This is a genomic window from Rhodococcus sp. OK611, from assembly GCF_003050885.1.
Taxonomy (GTDB): Bacteria; Actinomycetota; Actinomycetes; order Mycobacteriales; family Mycobacteriaceae; genus Rhodococcus_G; species Rhodococcus_G oryzae.
Window position 1 is genome coordinate 128,243 of sequence record NZ_QAOZ01000018.1, and the last position, 15,795, is coordinate 144,037.

Genomic DNA, 15,795 nt, shown 5'->3' on the forward strand with positions numbered 1-15,795 from the left:
CATGGCATCACCGGATGGCGACGGTGCACCGGTCGGCAGGCCACGCGAGACACCGACCGGGTCCGGCCGACCCATCGCCGACGAGATGACGGCGATGCTGGACGGGCGGTTCCCTGGCCTGGTCGGCATGCGCATCCTCGAGGCGTCGGCGTCGGAGGTCACCGGCGAACTGCAGGTTCGCGAGGAGCTGCTGGCACCGAACGGATATCTGCACGCGGCCACCGTCGTGGCACTGGCCGACACGGTGTGCGGTGTCGGCGCACGGCTGGCGCTGCCCGCCGAGGCATCTGGATTCACCACACTCGAACTCAAGACGAACTATCTCGGCACCGCGCGGTCCGGGACGGTCAGCGTGGACGCGACGCTCGTCCACAGTGGGCGGCGAACCCAGCTGTGGGACGCCACCGTCCGCGACGGCGCCGGGAGGGCGATCGCCCTCTTCCGCTGCACCCAGATGGTGCTGTACCCCTCAGCATCGCAACAACATTCAACTTCGCGATCAGAACACAGCAACACCGAAACGGAGCAGGCATGACTTCCACCCAGCCCCGCGCGAACGGCGACCCCATCGCCGTCGCTCGCCCGGTCGACGCCACCGACGACAATCCGTACACCCTCGGGGTGTTCGCGCCGGTCCACGACGAACTCACCCTCGACGATCTCACCGTCATCGGTGAGATCCCCAAGGACCTCAACGGTGTGTACCTCCGCAACGGCCCGAACCGGCAGTTCGAGGCACCGGGCCGCTATCACATGTTCGACGGCGACGGCATGATCCATGCCGCACATTTCGAGAACGGCAAGGTGCGGTACCGCAATCGGTACGTCCAGACCAAGGCCTTCCAGGACGAGTCCGAGGCGGGCCGTGCCCTGTGGACCGGTCTGATGGAGAACCCGCAGGACAATCCGTGGGGGAACGGACACGGCCTCGGGATCAAGGATTCCGCCAATACCGACGTCATCTACCACCGCGGCCAGGTCCTGGCGACCTGGTACCTCTGCGGAACACCCTACGCCGTGGACCCACTGTCCCTGGAAACGCTTGGTGCACAGGACTTCCTGGGCACCTTTGCCGGCGACATGATGGCCCACCCCAAGGTCGACGAGGCCACCGGCGAACTGATCTGGTTCGACTACGGCCCCGACCAGGACTTCCTCCGTTACGGCATCATCGGCGCCGACGGTCGTCAGACGCACCTCACGCAGATCGATCTGCCGGGTCCACGACTCCCGCACGACATCGGGATCACCGAGAACTACTCGATCCTCATGGACCTGCCGCTGGTGCAGGATCACGATGCGCGCCGGGCAGGCAAGTACCGGATCTTCTACGATCAGGAGCTTCCCGCTCGATTCGCGGTCATTCCCCGGCACGGCAACGGCAGCGAGGTGCGCTGGTTCGAGGTGAAGCCCTGCTACATCTACCACGTCGTGAATTCGTGGGAAGAGGGCGACGAGATCATCATGGACGTGTGCCGGGTGAAGAACCCTCAGCACCAGACGACTTTCGCTTCGCCGCTGTCCAACATGCTCGCGTACATGCGGCTCGACGCCCAGCTCTACCGGTACCGCTTCAACCTTCGCACCGGCACCACCATCGAGACCGAGCTCGACAATGCCAACATCGAATTCCCCAGCGTGGATTCGCGTGTCATGGGCCGCTCGCATCGGTACTCGTACAGCATGAGCCTCGGCAACGAGCCGACGCTGCTCTTCGACGGGCTCGTGCGGTTCGACTCACAGACTGGCATCAAGGAAGAGCACAAATTCGGTTCCGGGCGTTGGGGTTCGGAGGCACCATTCGCCCCGCGCGACGGATCGACGGGTGAGACCGACGGCTACCTGGTCTGCTTCGTCAACGACGAGGCCGAGGACAAGGGCGAGATCAACATCTTCGATGCCGAGGACGTCGCGGCGGGACCGATCGCGCGGGTGCTGCTGCCGCGCCGGGTTCCCTCCGGCTTCCATGCCACCTGGGTGCGCGCCGATCAGCTCATCGAGGCCCGCGCGTAGAAGAACGGAGGTCTCCCGGTGCGGGGCGGTCCGAGAGCCGCTCCGCCCGGGAGACCTTCGTCGTCTGCGTGGCTACGCTCCGCTTCCCCGGACCACGACCGTGGCCACCGCGGTCGTGAACGAACCACCGATGTTGACGGTGAGGGCGCGCCTGGCGTTGTCGACCTGATGGTCCCCCGCCCGGCCGGTGACCTGGCGAGCGGAATCGAGCACCATGCGGACGCCAGTGGCACCCACCGGGTGCCCCTGCGACATCAGCCCACCGCTGGGGTTCACCGGCAGCCGGCCGCCGCGCTCGATCGAACCGTCCATCACCACCTCGCCGCCCTTGCCCGGGTCCGCCAGTCCGATGTGCTCGAGCGTGACCAGCCCGTTGATGGTGAAGCAGTCGTGGATCTCGGCGACATCCAGGTCGGCGACCCCATCCAGTCCCGCGCGCCGGTACGCATCCTCGACGGCTCCGCGCAGGTGTGGGAAGAGGTAGTCTCGGTCGGCGCTCTGGGCGAGCTTGTCCGCGAGCAGCAGGGTCGCCGTACGGTGGCCGAATCCGGCGATGGTGGCCTCCTGGTCCAGGTCGGCTCCGGTCCGTTGCGCCCACGCCTGCGCAAACTTCGGCCCGGCCAGCACCACGGCTGCACCTCCGTCGGTGATGCGCCCGCAGTCGGTCTTGCGGAGCATCCCCTCCACAATCGGGTTCACCTCGCCGTTCTCGTCGAACGACCCCGCCGGGAAGTCCCAGTCCCTGGTCTGCGCAAGACCATTGCGCGATCCATTGCCGAAAGCGATCTCGGCGAAACGACCGAGATGTGCGTGGTCGAGGCCATAGCGCCGTGCGTACTCCTGTGCGATGTCGGCGAAGAGCGCGGGCCACGGGTACTTCACGCCCAGCGCCTCCCGCCCCGCCCACGCCGCGGTACCCAGGTACTCGGCGGCAGTCTGCGCGGACACGTTGCGCATCAGCTCGACCCCGACCACGAGCGCCACGTCGTACCGACCCGACTCGATATCCGCGCTCGCGGCGAGGATCGCGGTGCTCCCCGAGGCACACGCCGCCTCGTGCCGTGTGCTCGGCAGGCCGTCGAGGCCCGGGACGGCCGCAACCACCATGCCGCCGAGCTGCGCCTGGCCCGCGAAGAGCTCTCCAGCGAGGTTGCTCACGTGAATGACACCGACCTCACGGTCGTCGACTCGAGCGTCGGCCAGGGCGGCAGGCACGGTCTCGGCAAACATGTCGACCAGGCCGAGGCCCTCCTTCGACCAGTTCCTGGCGAAGTCGGTCTGAGCTCCTCCGAGCACGTAAACGGGGTTCGTCATCTTTCCTCCTTGTTGTCACATCTCAGGTTAGCCACGGCCTACCGTTACTACAAGATCCATAGTTGCTCCCACGACTGGGCTCAACAGTGAATCAACCAGCGGTACAACAGTTGGACGTAGGGAACGCGGACATACCCCTATGAAATGGGTGCTGTATGCCGATATCACTTCTCAATGAGAAGCCGAAGGTCCGGGAATGGAACCGGAGCGCCGCGGTTCCCGGCCACATGCTGTTTGCGATGATTGACGGCATGTCCCCAGTCCCGACGCACCCGGCATCGTCCGCGCTGGGGCACGCCCTGCTGATCGCGGGTGACCGATGGAATCTGCAGATCATCCGGGCGGTCTTCGACGGCGCCGAGCGCTTTTCGCAACTACGTGACGAACTGGGAATCTCGGACGCAGTCCTCTCGCATCGTCTGGGTCGCCTGATCGAGGACGGAATCCTCGATGCGCACCCGTACTCGACCGCGCCGCCGCGCAACGAGTACCGCCTCACCGACCTCGGTGACGACCTGTGGCTGGTCTTCGTCGCGTTGTGGAGTTGGGACCGCCACTGGGCACCGTGGGCACCCGACCGGCCGACCACTCACCTTCGTCACCTGCCGTGCGGGCACCTCATCACGCCGATTTTCGGGTGCGCCGCCTGCGCGGCGATCGGCGTGACCGCCCGCGACGTGCGGACCGAGGTCGACGCGCCGCTCCTCGTCGACATCGCCGACCGCCGATCTCGGCGCACTGCGAAGGGTGACGCGCCGGGGATGGACTCCACCAGCGTGCTCGCCGATCGCTGGTCGACCTTCCTGCTCGCCGCCGCACTCGAGGGCAACCGCCGGTTCGGCGACTTCCAGAACCGGCTCGGGTCGATCTCGCCGGTCACCCTGACCGACCGCCTCGCCTACTTCGTCGACAACGGAATGCTGGTCCGTACGCCGATCACGGATGGCGCACGGCGGCACGAATACCGCACCACGCCAAAAAGCCTCGACTTCTTTCCCGTGTTCGCCGCGCTCAACGCGTGGGCGGCGCGGCATCTGTCCGAAGACGGGCGATCCGGCCTGACCATCGTGCACAACGCAGGCGAGCACCTGCTCGAACCCCAGTACACGTGCAACGCCTGCAATGCCGTCTTGCGTCGGGCCGACACCGAGTTCAGGCGGGCGACCGCCGGTCACTGATGGGCCGACCGCGCGGGCAAGAGGACATCGTCAGCCCCGGATCAGCCCGTCGTGCTCGGTCACCTCGCGCGCGGCCCGTTCACCGGAGCGGACGGCCCCGTCCACCCAGCCGCACATCTGCGCCGAGCTCTCCGTGCCCGCCCAGTGGATGCGACCGCAGGGCTCGCGGAGCGCGTGGCCGAACTCCGTCAGCACCCCGGTCGGCGCGTGGCTGAGCATGGCACCGCCGGAGTATCGCTCCACGGACCAGTTCTGCTCGATGTAGTCGATCGGTGTGCCGGCCTTGTCGCCGAAACGCCCGGCGAGCTCGCCGAGGACCGACTTGCGGCGTTCGGCCTCGCCGAGGCGCCCGATCTCGCGGGCAATCGGGCCCTCGACGATGACGCACAGCACCCCTGGCGTGGCCGCGTCCGTGCAGGCGTCGATGGTGATGGTGGCGGGGGAGCCCGGTGCCGCCGACTGACCTGACAGCCCATCGGCCCGCCAGAACGGCTCCTCGTACACGACCGCGATCTTGAAGATCGCGCCGCTCGGCATCCGCTGGTGCAGGAAGGAGCGGTCGACGGGCAGCATCGGCTCGTAGAGGATCTGGCTCGCGATCGCGAGCGGCACCGCGACGATCGCCCGCCGGGCACGCACGGTCATGTTCTGGGAGCGAACGGTCACGCCGTTCCCGTCCTGCTCGATATCGCGAACAGGCTGCGCGAGATGGAGGGCGTCCCCGATCTCGGCCGCCATCGGCCGGTAGACGGCGCCCATGCCGCCGACCGGTCGCTCGTCCTCGGCCGCGTCCTTGACCCCCAGGACGAAGCTCGGACCTCCACCCGTCGCCATCTGGTACAGAACGAAGAGCAGCGAGACCTCCGAGGCTGCCGAGGTGTAGCAGCCGGCGATCGCCGTCTCGAGGAGATCGTGGGCCGGCCTTGAGTGGACGTTGTCGTCCAGCCATTTGGCCAGGCTGATCCGGTCCCACTCGGCGGCCTTCTTCGCCTCCCACGGGGCGTTGAGCGGGATCGTCTTACACATCGAACCCAGTTCCAGGAAGACCGCACCGAGATTCGCCGTCACCCACGGGCTCATCGTCAACGGAATGGTGCCCTCGTAGCGGTGCTGCTTGCCGCCGACCACCATCATGGCCTCGCCGTCGGTGTACTGCTTATAGCTCGGCACACCGAACTCGTCCATCAATGCGTAGATCCGGTCCTGACCTGGCCCTACCCAGGCACCGCCACGGTCGATCCACGACCCGTCCTCGCGCACTTCTGTGAAGGTTCGCCCGCCGACCCGGTCCCTCGCCTCGAGCAGCGCCACCGATTGGCCGCCTTGTTTGAGCCGCAGCGCCGCCGTCAGCCCCGCGAATCCCGCACCGACAACGCAATAGTCGACGTCGACGTCAGCCATGACAGCACCCTGCGTTCACCAGATCTGCGCGCACACCCCTCGCCGGGTGCACCACTCGGCTGCACTCGCGTAGCGGGGGTCGAAAACGCCTCGCATCTATGCGTACTCGCAGTGCACGTGCAGGTCAAGGGCGACGGAATGGCACCCGAAAGCCGTTGTCGCAGATATGAACCCGCGACATCACCAGGTATAGGTGAACTCGTACCAGGGGCCGCCGAGATGAGTCGAGGAGAACTCCCTGCTGTCGGATCCGTTGGGCGTCCGGTTCGGCGCGTATACCCACCCACTGGAGGCCCCGAACCCGTCGGCATCGGTGAACTGGACCTCATCCGCAGCGATCTTCCGAACGTAGCTGATCTCGAAGCCGTCGATCTCGATGTCCGCGAGCCGGGTATCGGGTTCGGCGAGTACCTGACGTGCGATGCGTTCGAACTCGGGGCGCGCCTCGTCGAACGTCGGTGGTGGCCAGGTCATCCCGACGGCGACGGCCGCGACCACTACGCTCGGCGCCGCCACGATCCACCAAGACCACCGCCGGTCCTCCCCGACGACGTACAGGCTGCGGATCGCCCAGATCAGCCCCGTCAGCGCGAGGACCAGCAGCGCCGGGACGCCGTATAGGAAGGCGTCAGCACCGGTCAGATTCCCGTAGCGGGCGGGCTGCCAGTCGTATTGGATGCAGAGCAGCACCGCAATCGGGAGAACCGTCATGGCCAGCACGATCGGGCCCGGCGGCTTGTTCCGCTGATCCCGCTCGACGTCGTCGGCTCTCGTCACCCAGTCACCGTAGCGGCCGGCGGGCTCCACGCCGGGGCACGAACCGGCGGTTCTCGGGCGACCCACTCGGCCGATGATCCGATAACCGCCCGTTCGCGCCATCAGGGCGAACGGTCAGGCGCGCAGCTTCGCCAGTGGCGAGGGAAAGCGGGGGAGCACCTTCTCACCCTCGAGCCAGGCCGTCAGCTTCGCCGCCTCGTCGTCGAACGCGCATCGCGCCTCGGCACCGACGTCCTCGAGCAGGTGTACCACCACCTGCCCGGCCTCGTCCTGCCACCAGCCCCCGACTATCCGTCCGTCCCACCACGCCGTCGGGCCTGCGTTCCCGCTGGTGTCGAACAGCAGGTCCTTGTGCGGCCCGAGGTACCAGTCCCGGTCCCGCCAGCCCATCGTGGTGGGGTCAAGGGCGGGCAGCAGTGCCGCCCACGGTTCGACGGGATCGTCGTGTTCCTGGTCGTCGGCCATCAGGTAGCCGGTCCGGCCCTCCAGGTCGACCGCGACGACGTCCAACTCCGACAACGCCTTCCGCACGATGGACACCGTCGACCCGAGCCACCACTTGAGGTCGGCCTCGGTGCCGGGGCCGAACGCACGCAACCACGCCTCGATCAGCCAGGACGCGCCTTCCGTCTCGGTGCGGCGATCGATCGGCATGCCCAGCCAGGATTCGCTTGTCGCCCAGCGGTTCCGCGACGCCCTCCAGGGTCCGTCATTGGTCGCCCGCACGATCCGGCCCTCCGCCGACAGCACCGTCAGCACCCGGGGACCGACCGACACCTGTCCGCCCCAGCTCCGGCCCTCGCCGTAGGTCATCGAACCCTTCAACAGCGGGATCTGATCACGCAGCGACGTGTACGCCATCGGCGCGCTGCCCTCCAGCGCGTCGAGGACCGCATCCTCGGCCGCCCCGAGCCAGCCCGCCCCGTCCTCGAACAGGCCTGCCTTCTCCACCTCCCGGATCAGGCGCCGCCGCTCTGTGTCGGCGACCCGGTTACTGGCACCGGCCTGGACGAACGGCAGCGACTCGCTGGGGAACACGAACAGGGTGCGCCGCATCGCGAGGTGCTTGACCAGCGAACGCTCCTCGTACAGAGCACGTTCCAGGTCCGCCACCATCATGTCGTCGACCCTGGCCCTTGCGGAGAGGAAGATCGTCGCGGGGTCGGTGCCGTGCAGGCACACCAGGCTCGTCGCCGCCTCGGTCACGCTCTCGGCGCGGGCCTCGGGCGCGAGCCGGTGTCGGCGGGCAAGCCGGGCGCGGCGCTGCGCCTGGTCGAAGGGTGTGGCGTGATCGGTGGGCACGGGTGTCATTGTGCCCGCTCGCGGCAGGCGTGCACGGCTACCCCAACGCGGCCCGCACCCGCAGGTCCCGTGCCAGGTGGTCGCGCTGCTCGATCACCAGCCGGCACAGCGCGTTCGGTGCGTGCGGATTCGCGGCCAGCCAGGCGTCGACGGGGCCGAGTGAGTCGGCCGCAGGAAAGAGCCCCAGCACGATGCGCCGCGCGATCTCGATGCTCCGCCCTGCCCATACCTCGCCGATCGCCGCGAAGTACTCGTCGTCGTAGCGGGCGATGAGGTCGCGGCGGTCCCCGGTACGGAACCCGGCGATGACGGCGTCGAGGTGCTCGTTCGTCAATGACGTGTCACTGAGCGCGGACTCCCAGGCGCTCACCTTCACCTCCGCCTCCGGCCGCGCCGCCAGCGCCCGCAGGTGGGCGGTTCGGCCGGAGGCGGTGTCGTCGCCGCCGAGCTCGGCGTCCAGCTCCGCCGCGTCGGCGTGGCCGGTGGCGGCCAACGCGGTCCACAGCGCCCAGCGCAGGTCGGGGTCGAGCGCCAACCCGTCGGGCGCGGGCGCCCGCCCGTCGAGGATCGCCCCGATGTCGGCGGCCATGCGATCGTCGACGGCGGCCGCGGTCGCAGCCGCGCGCGCCCAGGCGAGCTGGGCGCCGGAGCCGGGCGCGGCGGATTGCATTGCGGCCCAGGTCTCCTCGAGCCAGTCACCGCGCCACCGATCCCGCTCCACGATCGGCAGGTAGTGGCCGATGACATAAGACGCATTCGACAGCCCGCAGCCAGCAGCGCCGTGTTCGACTCCGCCGGCGCGAACGCTCGGGCCATCGCGAGATAGCGGTCGGCGGCCAGTTCGCCGTCTCGGGTCGCGTTCCACAGCGCGGACCAGATCAGCCCGCGCGCGAGCGGATCGATGACGCGGTCGAGTGAACGCTCCACGGTGCCAATCGATCCGGGATCCAGGCGCACCTTCGCGTAGGTGAGGTCCCCGTCGTTCAACAGACGAAGGGGAGCGGGGTCGAGCACGATCGGCGTGCGTTCGGCGACGAGGTCCACCTCCACCCGCCCGCGACGGACCAGGTCGCCGGCATCGTCGAAGTCGTACAGCCCGACCGCGAGACGGTGCGGACGCGGGTCCGTCTGGACGATCACGTGAACGCCATTGGTCTCCTCGAGCGTCAGCGTCGACATCCCCGAGGTCTGTAGCCAGGCACGCGCCCACTCCGTGAGGTCACGACCCGACGCCGCCGACAGCTCCGCCAGGAGGTCCGCGAGGGTGGTGTTCCCGAAGGCGTGCGCGCGGAAGTAGCGGCGGGAGCCCTCGAAGAAGGCATCGCGCCCGACGTACGCGACCAACTGCTTGAGCACGCTCGCGCCCTTCGCGTACGTGATGCCGTCGAAGTTGAGCTTGGCCGCCTCCAGGTCGACGATGTCCGCGACGATCGGGTGCGTGGTGGGCAGCTGGTCCTGCGAGTACGCCCAGGCCTTGCGACGGCTCGCGAACGCGACCCATGCGTCGGTCCACTGCGTGGCCTCGGCGCTGGCGAGCGCGCCCATGTAGTCGGCGAACGACTCCTTGAGCCACAGGTCGTCCCACCACACCATCGTGACGAGGTCCCCGAACCACATGTGGGCCATCTCGTGCAGGACGGTGTTGGCTCGACCCTCGTACTGCGCGGCCGTCGCCGCGCCCCGGAAGACGTAGGCCTCGGTGAACGTCACGCAGCCGGGATTCTCCATCGCGCCGAGGTTGTATTCCGGCACGAACACCTGGTCGTACCTGCCCCACGGATAGGGGTAGCCGAAGTGCTCGGCGAAGAAGTCGAGGCCCTGCCCGGTCACCTCGAAGAGAGTGTCCGCGTCGAGGTACTGTGCGAGCGAGGCGCGGCACAGCAGACCGAGCGGAACCGTGAGATCTCCACGGCTCCAGATTGATTCGACCCGGGCATAGGGCCCGGCCACCACGGCGGTGAGGTAGGTGGAGATCGGCAGGGTGGGGGAGAACTCCACCGTCTGCCGGGAGCCGTCGTCCTCGCGGGTGGCGACCGGGCAATTGGACACCAGCTCCCACCCGACCGGGGCTGTGACGGTAAAGGTGAACGGCGCCTTCATGTCCGGCTGCTCGAAGCAGGCGAACACGCGGCGCGCGTCCGACGGCTCGTATTGGGTGTAGAGGTAGGTCTGGCCGTCGACGGGGTCGAGGAATCGGTGCAGACCCTCGCCGGAACGGCTGTACTCGCCGGTCGCCTCGACCACGACCCGGTTCGTCGCCCGCAGATCCCGGACCCGGATGCGGGCACCGTCGTACTCGACGGGGGCTGCCGTCCCGTTGACGGTCACCGACTCGACCGACTGCCCGATGAAGTCGATCCACGTCTCGGCGGTGGTGGCGTCGAACTCGAGGGTCGTGGTCGTCGGGAAGCCCGGCCGGGAGTGGTCGGGCGCGGCCAGGAGGTCGAGTTCGACGCGATAACCGTGGACGGTGACCACCGCCGATCGGGCGGCGGTTTCGGTGCGGGTCAGGTTCGCGATGGTCACGGATCGATCCTGCCAGGCGGGCCGCGCGCCAGGGCGGTACCGACGGCTTCTATGCCAAGCGTCATACTTGGGGTCGATCCGTCATCGCCTACGAGGAGCCACCGTGACCCGGACCATCGCCCCGCCGCACCCCTTCGACTCCGCCGTCGAGCTCACTCCCGCAGGCGAGGGACGTTTCAGCGGTCACACCTCCCCGGCCTACGCCAACATGGTCGGCCCGTTCGGTGGGATCACCGCCGCGACCCTGCTGCGGGCGGTGCAGCAGCACCCGGACCGGCTCGGCGACCCGCTCTCGCTGACCGTCAACTACGCCGGCCCCATCGCCGAGGGCGCATTCGAGATCTCCGCCCGGCCGGTCCGGACCAACCGCAGCACCCAGCACTGGGCCCTCGAGCTGTCCCAGGACGGGGTCGTCGCGACGACCGCGACGGCGGTGTTCGGCACCCGCCGCGAGACCTGGTCGTCCACCGAGATCGCCCGCCCGGACGTTCCTGCCGTCGATGACGTCGAGGCAGGCGCCTTCCCCGAGTTCATCGCCTGGTCCCGCAACTACGAGATGCGGTTCGTCGAGGGCGGAATTCCGACGGCCGAGGCCGCCCCGCACCCCGACACGGTCTCGACGCTCTGGGTGCGCGACACCCCCGCCCGTCCGCTCGACTTCGCGGCCCTGACCGCCCTGAGCGACGTGTTCTTCCCCCGGATCTTCCTGCGCCGCGGTCAGTTCATGCCTGCTGGCACCGTCTCGATGACCGTGTACTTCCACGCCGACGCCGAGGTGCTCGCCGAGCAGGCGGAGGATGCCCTGCTCGGTACCGCCCGCGCCCAGCAGATCCGCAGGGGCTATTTCGATCAGAGCGCGGAGCTCTGGGGACGCGACGGCGCGCTGCTGGCGACGACCCATCAGCTGGTCTACTTCAAGGACTGAGGCGGCGGACGCCGGACCCGGTCCGGCGTCCCTCCGACACCCGCGCCTCACGCCAGGGTGCGCTGCTCCGCTTCGGCTAGCTCCTTCAGCGTCAGTAACTGCTTTCGCATCATGACCAGGTCGCCGAGCGCCAGCACCCGCGCGACGACCCACGGTGCACCGCAGTGCATCCGGACCACGAGGCGGGTTCCGCCTCCCTCGGGCCGGACCGCGTAGGTGACGCATATCTTGCCGGTGACAAGCGTGATGTGCCGATCGGGAACGAAGGACACCAGATCGAACTGGGACATGAAGCGTTGCCCCACTTCGAGTTCGGCCAGCTCCGGGTCGCGACGGCGCGGGCTGCGGCGGCCGAATCGGTCGAGCAGGTCGTAGCTGTAGGGCGCGACGCGCAGCTGACACAACCAGGCGTAGACCACCTGCGGTGATGCGTCGATGCTGATGGCCCGGTCCGCCTGCACCCCGCCGAAGGCCAGCTCGTCACACGGCAGGGGTTGCCCGCGCTCGACCTCGGTGGCGCCCCAGACGAGCCCGGGGATCATGCCGCGACCGCTATCTGGCGCAGCAACCGACGCACGACCACCTTGTGACCGCCGCTGCCGATCACCAGCGCCCGGTAGATCTTGCCGTGCAGGCCGGGGAACTCCGCCCACGACTGCGCCCGGACCCGAGTACGGCCGGGGCCCTCTTCGTCGAGTTCGAAGATCAGCGCGTAACGCGAGAACCAGTGCCTGCCCGACAGCGCCAACCGGGCAGGCGCTTCGGCCGATTCGAGCCGGAAGCCCCTCGGCGCGGACGGGTCGTCCGGGTCCTTGCACATGACCTCGAGCAACGCCGTCCATACCCGATCCCGATTCGCGTCGATCGTTCTGGCATGCTGGTCGATGTAGGGCAATCGCTCCATATAGAAGGAACGTACTAGTAATGGCACCACCCCGCAAGCACGACACCGATGCGATCCTCGACGCTGCACGCACACTCGTGCTCGCCGACGGCCCCCGCGCGGCAGGCGTCGCGGCGATCGCCGCGGCGAGTGGCGCACCCGTCGGCACGCTGTACCACCGCTTCGGCAGTCGCAACGGCGTCCTCACCGAGGCGTGGTTGCGCGCGCTCGCCCGCTTCCAGGAGCGCGTGATGGGTGTCGCGGGCGACCAGGACCCGGTCGAGGCGGGCGTCGCGATGGCGGTGGCAGCCATCCGGTTCGGTCGCGAGTTGCCCGACGATGCAAAGCTTCTGCTCAACCTGCGTCCGAGCGATCTGCTCGACGGCGGCCCCGATGCGGAGTTCCGCGGTCGCCTCGACCGGATGAACGCGCCATTGTTCGAGCACCTGCGGCGTCTGGCCCGCGACCTCCTCGGCGCGGACGGCGACCGGGAGATCGATGCCGTCAGCCGTGCCGTCGTCGACCTCCCGTACGCCGCGCTGCGCCGCCACGCCCACGCCGCCGAGCTGCCCGAGTGGCTCGACGCCGACCTGGCCGCGACGGCACGCACGCTGTTGACCTCGTACCGACGCTGACGCACCCGCTGGGCGGGCATTCCGCCGATAACCGATAACGTGTTCCCATGAACGAACAGCAGGTCGGCGACTCGCTACCCGATCAAGAGCATCACGAGGGCGGGTTCCGGCCGATGTCCGAGCTGATCAACGCCCGCGAGGAACAGGGTGCCGACATCACCCGGGGTGGACCGCACTACGGCGAGTTCATCGAGCAGGTGCGCGGTCTGATGGATCGCGCGCGGCTGGCCAGCCCCTCCGACGAGCTGGCGCTGGAGACGATCGGCGTGCTCAAGCAACTCAACGACAAGCTGGACGCCGCCGTCGTGAACGAGTGGTCCGCGCCGACATGGACCAGGTTCGATCTGCCCGGTCGCGGGAACATCACCCTTCCGCCGTTCATGATCGACCACGCCGACGCGAGCGGTGTCGACGCCCGCATCACCTTCCGCACCTACCACCTCGGCGGCAACAATGCCGCGCACGGTGGGCAGGTGGCCGTCGGTTTCGACGACCTACTCGGCATGGCCGCCGCGATGCACGCGGGGTCGGTGACGAGGACCGCGTCCCTCACCGTGGACTACCGATCCGTCACCCCGCTCGACACCGAGCTGACGGTTCGCGCCTGGGCCGAGCGCCAGGACGGTCGCAAGGTCTACGTGCGCGCCACCATGCACGACGGCGACCGGCTCTGCGCCGAGGCACACGGCCTGTTCATCGTGCTCAAGCCCGGGCAGGCCTGAGTCGACAGTTCCGTCGCGGATGCTCCCGGGTGGCCGTTGCGGCTATCCGCGGGCGACGCGGAACCCGACGTCGTCGATCCGGTAGGTCGGGTGACTGCGCCGCCGGGCTGAGGCTCGGCAGCTCCAGTGCTCGTCGAACCAGCCGCCGCCGCGCAACACCCGATAGGTGCCGTACACCTCGGGGTCGTAGAGGTCCCAGCACCATTCCCAGACGTTGCCCAGGGTGTCGTGCAGCCCCCACGCGTTCGGCTGCTTCCCACCCACCTCGTGCGGCCCGCCGTCGGAATTCTGTCGATACCAGGCGATCTCGTCGAGGGGTCCATGCCGCGGACCGGTCGTCCCGGCCCGGCAGGCACGTTCCCACTCGGCCTCGGTCGGCAGCCGGTACCCGTCGGCCGTTGTCTCCCAGGTGACGTCGTCATCGACAATGCGGTAGGCGGCGGCGAGGCCGGCCTGCTCGGACATGGTGTTGCAGAACGCGATCGCGTCCCACCACGACACCCCCTCGACGGGCAGGCGCGCACCCCGGTTCGCCCCGGGCCACTCGCCGGTGATCTCGGCGTACTCGCCCTGGGTCATGGGAGTGGCGGCGATCTCGAAGGCCCCGACATCGACGCGCCAGGTGCGGCTGGTCCGCCGATCCGAGAGGGTGACGTCCCCCGCGGGGACGGCGATCATCTTCATAGCCGGTCGACTCCTGGAAGTTCGTTGATCGCGTGCTGTCACATTCTCGGCGTGGCGGCCGTCATGGTGGTGAGTCCATTCGAACCCGATGAGGAGATAATTCCGATGAACACCGCCTATGTCATCGTCACCATCCTGGCCGCAGCGTGGGTCGGCTACTCGGCGGCCGCCGTCTTCTTCCGCGCCGGATGGGTCGTGGAAGCCCTGACCGACTACGGCGTTCCCCAGTCGTGGTGGCCGTGGCTCGGCGCCGCCAAGGCGGCCGGGGCGGCGGGCCTGCTGGTCGGCCTGCTCGTGCCCGAGGTCGGCGTCCTGGCCACGATCGGCCTGTTCCTGTACTTCACGGGGGCGGTCATCACCGTGATCCGGGCGCGCTCGTACGCCCACATCCCGTTCCCGCTGCTGTATCTGGCGCCGGTGCTCGTCGCCGCTGCGCTGGGATATGCGGCCTGAGCACGATCTCCCGGTCGGTACGGCGGGGCCGTGGCCGACCGGGAGGTCTGGGTCAGTGCTGCGGGATGGGGTGACCCTCGGAGGCCTGAACGACGACGAATCCGTTGCCGGTGAGACACAACTGGTACGCCTCACCCGAACCGCGTCCGATCGCCGCGGACATCTTCGCGGTCTTGCGGATGGTCGACTGCAGCCCGGTCGACCACACCACCGCGCTCTGCATGTCGACAAACGTGGGGGTGTCCACGTTCAGCACCACGGGCGTGCCGTAGACGTTGATCGCGAGCACACCGCGCCCGCTGAAGGTGGTGTTGAACAACCCGCCGCTGAGCATCGACGCACCCTCGACCCGATTGATGTCCCAGCTCAGTGAGCTCTCGAAGGCGAGGACGTTCGTCCCGTTGACGGTCACCGACTCGTCCTCGAGTTCGAGCAGGAAGATCTCGTCGGCGTCGCGGGCAAGGAAGACATCACCGCTGCCGGACACCTTCATCAGCGACATGCCCTCGCCGGTGAGCGCCTTCTTGAACAGTTTGCCGAGGCCGCCGCTGCCCTGGTAGGCGAAGTCGACATCACCCTGGTAGGCGACCATCGACCCCTGACGGGCGAGGAAGTGCCCACCCGTTCCGGCCAGGTCCACCTTGAGCATTCGGGAGTTCTGGAGCACGAAAGTCCCCGGCTCACCACTACGTTCCGCGTTCTTCATCAGGTCGCTACGCATGCTCCCGATGCTAGCCGAATACGATTCCGTCCGGGGCGGGCCAACTCGTCGCGACGACCGCCTGAACTCCAGAATCATTGGAGCACTACCTGTTTGGCTGTCGACACGACCCCGAGGCAAGGCGTGATCGCCTCGCACCCCGGGGTCGTGTTCGCAACCTGCCGTTCGGTCAGCCGATGCTGAAGGGCTGTCCCCAGAGGGTGACGGTGCTGATGATGCTCTCGGTGTCGACGGTGACGTTGACGTAGGAGCGGGCCTGCG

General features: G+C 68.4%; 16 protein-coding genes and 1 pseudogene. 7 read left to right on the top strand and 10 right to left on the bottom strand.

Annotated features, from left to right (window positions below; genetic code table 11):
* Position 1: 1 nt before the first annotated feature.
* Together C8K38_RS21985 and C8K38_RS21990 are read left to right on the top strand one after the other, a co-directional pair.
* A complete protein-coding gene (locus tag C8K38_RS21985; RefSeq protein ID WP_097213516.1) occupies positions 2 to 535 on the top strand; it encodes a PaaI family thioesterase in 534 nt (177 codons plus the stop codon).
* Positions 532 to 2,013, top strand: a complete 1,482-nt coding sequence (locus C8K38_RS21990; protein WP_097213517.1) for a carotenoid oxygenase family protein — start codon at positions 532 to 534, stop codon at positions 2,011 to 2,013. Before C8K38_RS21985 ends, C8K38_RS21990 begins: the two co-directional genes overlap by 4 nt.
* A 72-nt stretch (positions 2,014 to 2,085) precedes the next feature.
* Here the strand turns inward: C8K38_RS21990 and C8K38_RS21995 are convergent, their stop codons facing one another.
* Entirely contained in the window at positions 2,086 to 3,327 is a 1,242-nt protein-coding gene (locus C8K38_RS21995; protein ID WP_097213518.1) for an acetyl-CoA acetyltransferase, read from the bottom strand.
* Between the two features lie 251 nt (positions 3,328 to 3,578).
* Here C8K38_RS21995 and C8K38_RS22000 point away from each other — a divergent pair, with 251 nt between their 5' ends.
* A complete protein-coding gene (locus C8K38_RS22000) occupies positions 3,579 to 4,505 on the top strand; it encodes a winged helix-turn-helix transcriptional regulator (RefSeq protein WP_097213548.1) in 927 nt (308 codons plus the stop codon).
* Positions 4,506 to 4,535: 30 nt separating this feature from the next.
* On the opposite strand, the gene C8K38_RS22005 is transcribed toward C8K38_RS22000, so the two are convergent.
* The 4 genes and pseudogenes from C8K38_RS22005 to pepN form a co-directional block, all read right to left on the bottom strand.
* Positions 4,536 to 5,906 carry a flavin monoamine oxidase family protein gene (locus C8K38_RS22005; RefSeq protein ID WP_097213519.1) on the bottom strand — a complete coding sequence of 457 codons (1,371 nt, stop codon included), beginning with the start codon at positions 5,904 to 5,906 and terminating at the stop codon, positions 4,536 to 4,538.
* A 180-nt stretch (positions 5,907 to 6,086) separates the two neighbouring features.
* Complete coding sequence (locus C8K38_RS22010; RefSeq protein WP_097213549.1) at positions 6,087 to 6,683, bottom strand: DUF1109 family protein; 597 nt, start codon at positions 6,681 to 6,683, stop codon at positions 6,087 to 6,089.
* Positions 6,684 to 6,797: 114 nt separating this feature from the next.
* Complete coding sequence (locus C8K38_RS22015) at positions 6,798 to 7,994, bottom strand: winged helix DNA-binding domain-containing protein (protein ID WP_097213520.1); 1,197 nt, start codon at positions 7,992 to 7,994, stop codon at positions 6,798 to 6,800.
* A gap of 28 nt (positions 7,995 to 8,022) precedes the next feature.
* Positions 8,023 to 10,511 (bottom strand): annotated as a pseudogene (pepN, locus tag C8K38_RS22020) (aminopeptidase N).
* A gap of 103 nt (positions 10,512 to 10,614) precedes the next feature.
* Between pepN and C8K38_RS22025 the strand changes: the two are divergent.
* Complete coding sequence (locus C8K38_RS22025) at positions 10,615 to 11,436, top strand: acyl-CoA thioesterase (RefSeq protein ID WP_097213521.1); 822 nt, start codon at positions 10,615 to 10,617, stop codon at positions 11,434 to 11,436.
* Between the two features lie 47 nt (positions 11,437 to 11,483).
* On the opposite strand, the gene C8K38_RS22030 is transcribed toward C8K38_RS22025, so the two are convergent.
* Both C8K38_RS22030 and C8K38_RS22035 read right to left on the bottom strand, forming a co-directional pair.
* Positions 11,484 to 11,978 (bottom strand): hypothetical protein, encoded by a 495-nt coding sequence (locus C8K38_RS22030; RefSeq protein ID WP_097213522.1) that lies wholly within the window; start codon positions 11,976 to 11,978, stop codon positions 11,484 to 11,486.
* Positions 11,975 to 12,340 (bottom strand): hypothetical protein, encoded by a 366-nt coding sequence (locus C8K38_RS22035; RefSeq protein ID WP_097213523.1) that lies wholly within the window; start codon positions 12,338 to 12,340, stop codon positions 11,975 to 11,977. Before C8K38_RS22035 ends, C8K38_RS22030 begins: the two co-directional genes overlap by 4 nt.
* A gap of 20 nt (positions 12,341 to 12,360) precedes the next feature.
* On the opposite strand from C8K38_RS22035, the gene C8K38_RS22040 reads away from it, so the two are divergent.
* Entirely contained in the window at positions 12,361 to 12,954 is a 594-nt protein-coding gene (locus C8K38_RS22040) for a TetR/AcrR family transcriptional regulator (RefSeq protein WP_097213524.1), read from the top strand.
* 47 nt (positions 12,955 to 13,001) lie between these two features.
* Entirely contained in the window at positions 13,002 to 13,676 is a 675-nt protein-coding gene (locus C8K38_RS22045; protein WP_097213525.1) for a PaaI family thioesterase, read from the top strand.
* A 42-nt stretch (positions 13,677 to 13,718) separates the two neighbouring features.
* On the opposite strand, the gene C8K38_RS22050 is transcribed toward C8K38_RS22045, so the two are convergent.
* Entirely contained in the window at positions 13,719 to 14,354 is a 636-nt protein-coding gene (locus C8K38_RS22050; RefSeq protein ID WP_097213550.1) for a formylglycine-generating enzyme family protein, read from the bottom strand.
* A gap of 111 nt (positions 14,355 to 14,465) precedes the next feature.
* On the opposite strand from C8K38_RS22050, the gene C8K38_RS22055 reads away from it, so the two are divergent.
* Positions 14,466 to 14,813, top strand: a complete 348-nt coding sequence (locus tag C8K38_RS22055; RefSeq protein WP_097213526.1) for a DoxX family protein — start codon at positions 14,466 to 14,468, stop codon at positions 14,811 to 14,813.
* Between the two features lie 52 nt (positions 14,814 to 14,865).
* Here the strand turns inward: C8K38_RS22055 and C8K38_RS22060 are convergent, their stop codons facing one another.
* Together C8K38_RS22060 and C8K38_RS22065 are read right to left on the bottom strand one after the other, a co-directional pair.
* On the bottom strand, positions 14,866 to 15,534 hold the full coding sequence (locus tag C8K38_RS22060; protein ID WP_077040034.1) for an AIM24 family protein: 669 nt from the start codon (positions 15,532 to 15,534) through the stop codon (positions 14,866 to 14,868).
* Positions 15,535 to 15,703: 169 nt separating this feature from the next.
* The coding region (locus tag C8K38_RS22065; RefSeq protein WP_179800674.1) for an MspA family porin at positions 15,704 to 15,795 on the bottom strand (92 nt) is incomplete at its 5' end.

Coding starts and splice junctions, on each gene's coding strand:
- C8K38_RS21985 (WP_097213516.1), top strand. CDS start 2: ATGGCATCACCGGATGGCGACGGTGCACCGGTCGGCAGGCCACGCGAG.
- C8K38_RS21990 (WP_097213517.1), top strand. CDS start 532: ATGACTTCCACCCAGCCCCGCGCGAACGGCGACCCCATCGCCGTCGCT.
- C8K38_RS21995 (WP_097213518.1), bottom strand. CDS start 3,327: ATGACGAACCCCGTTTACGTGCTCGGAGGAGCTCAGACCGACTTCGCC.
- C8K38_RS22000 (WP_097213548.1), top strand. CDS start 3,579: ATGTCCCCAGTCCCGACGCACCCGGCATCGTCCGCGCTGGGGCACGCC.
- C8K38_RS22005 (WP_097213519.1), bottom strand. CDS start 5,906: ATGGCTGACGTCGACGTCGACTATTGCGTTGTCGGTGCGGGATTCGCG.
- C8K38_RS22015 (WP_097213520.1), bottom strand. CDS start 7,994: ATGACACCCGTGCCCACCGATCACGCCACACCCTTCGACCAGGCGCAG.
- C8K38_RS22030 (WP_097213522.1), bottom strand. CDS start 11,978: ATGATCCCCGGGCTCGTCTGGGGCGCCACCGAGGTCGAGCGCGGGCAA.
- C8K38_RS22035 (WP_097213523.1), bottom strand. CDS start 12,340: ATGGAGCGATTGCCCTACATCGACCAGCATGCCAGAACGATCGACGCG.
- C8K38_RS22040 (WP_097213524.1), top strand. CDS start 12,361: ATGGCACCACCCCGCAAGCACGACACCGATGCGATCCTCGACGCTGCA.
- C8K38_RS22045 (WP_097213525.1), top strand. CDS start 13,002: ATGAACGAACAGCAGGTCGGCGACTCGCTACCCGATCAAGAGCATCAC.
- C8K38_RS22050 (WP_097213550.1), bottom strand. CDS start 14,354: ATGATCGCCGTCCCCGCGGGGGACGTCACCCTCTCGGATCGGCGGACC.
- C8K38_RS22055 (WP_097213526.1), top strand. CDS start 14,466: ATGAACACCGCCTATGTCATCGTCACCATCCTGGCCGCAGCGTGGGTC.
- C8K38_RS22060 (WP_077040034.1), bottom strand. CDS start 15,534: ATGCGTAGCGACCTGATGAAGAACGCGGAACGTAGTGGTGAGCCGGGG.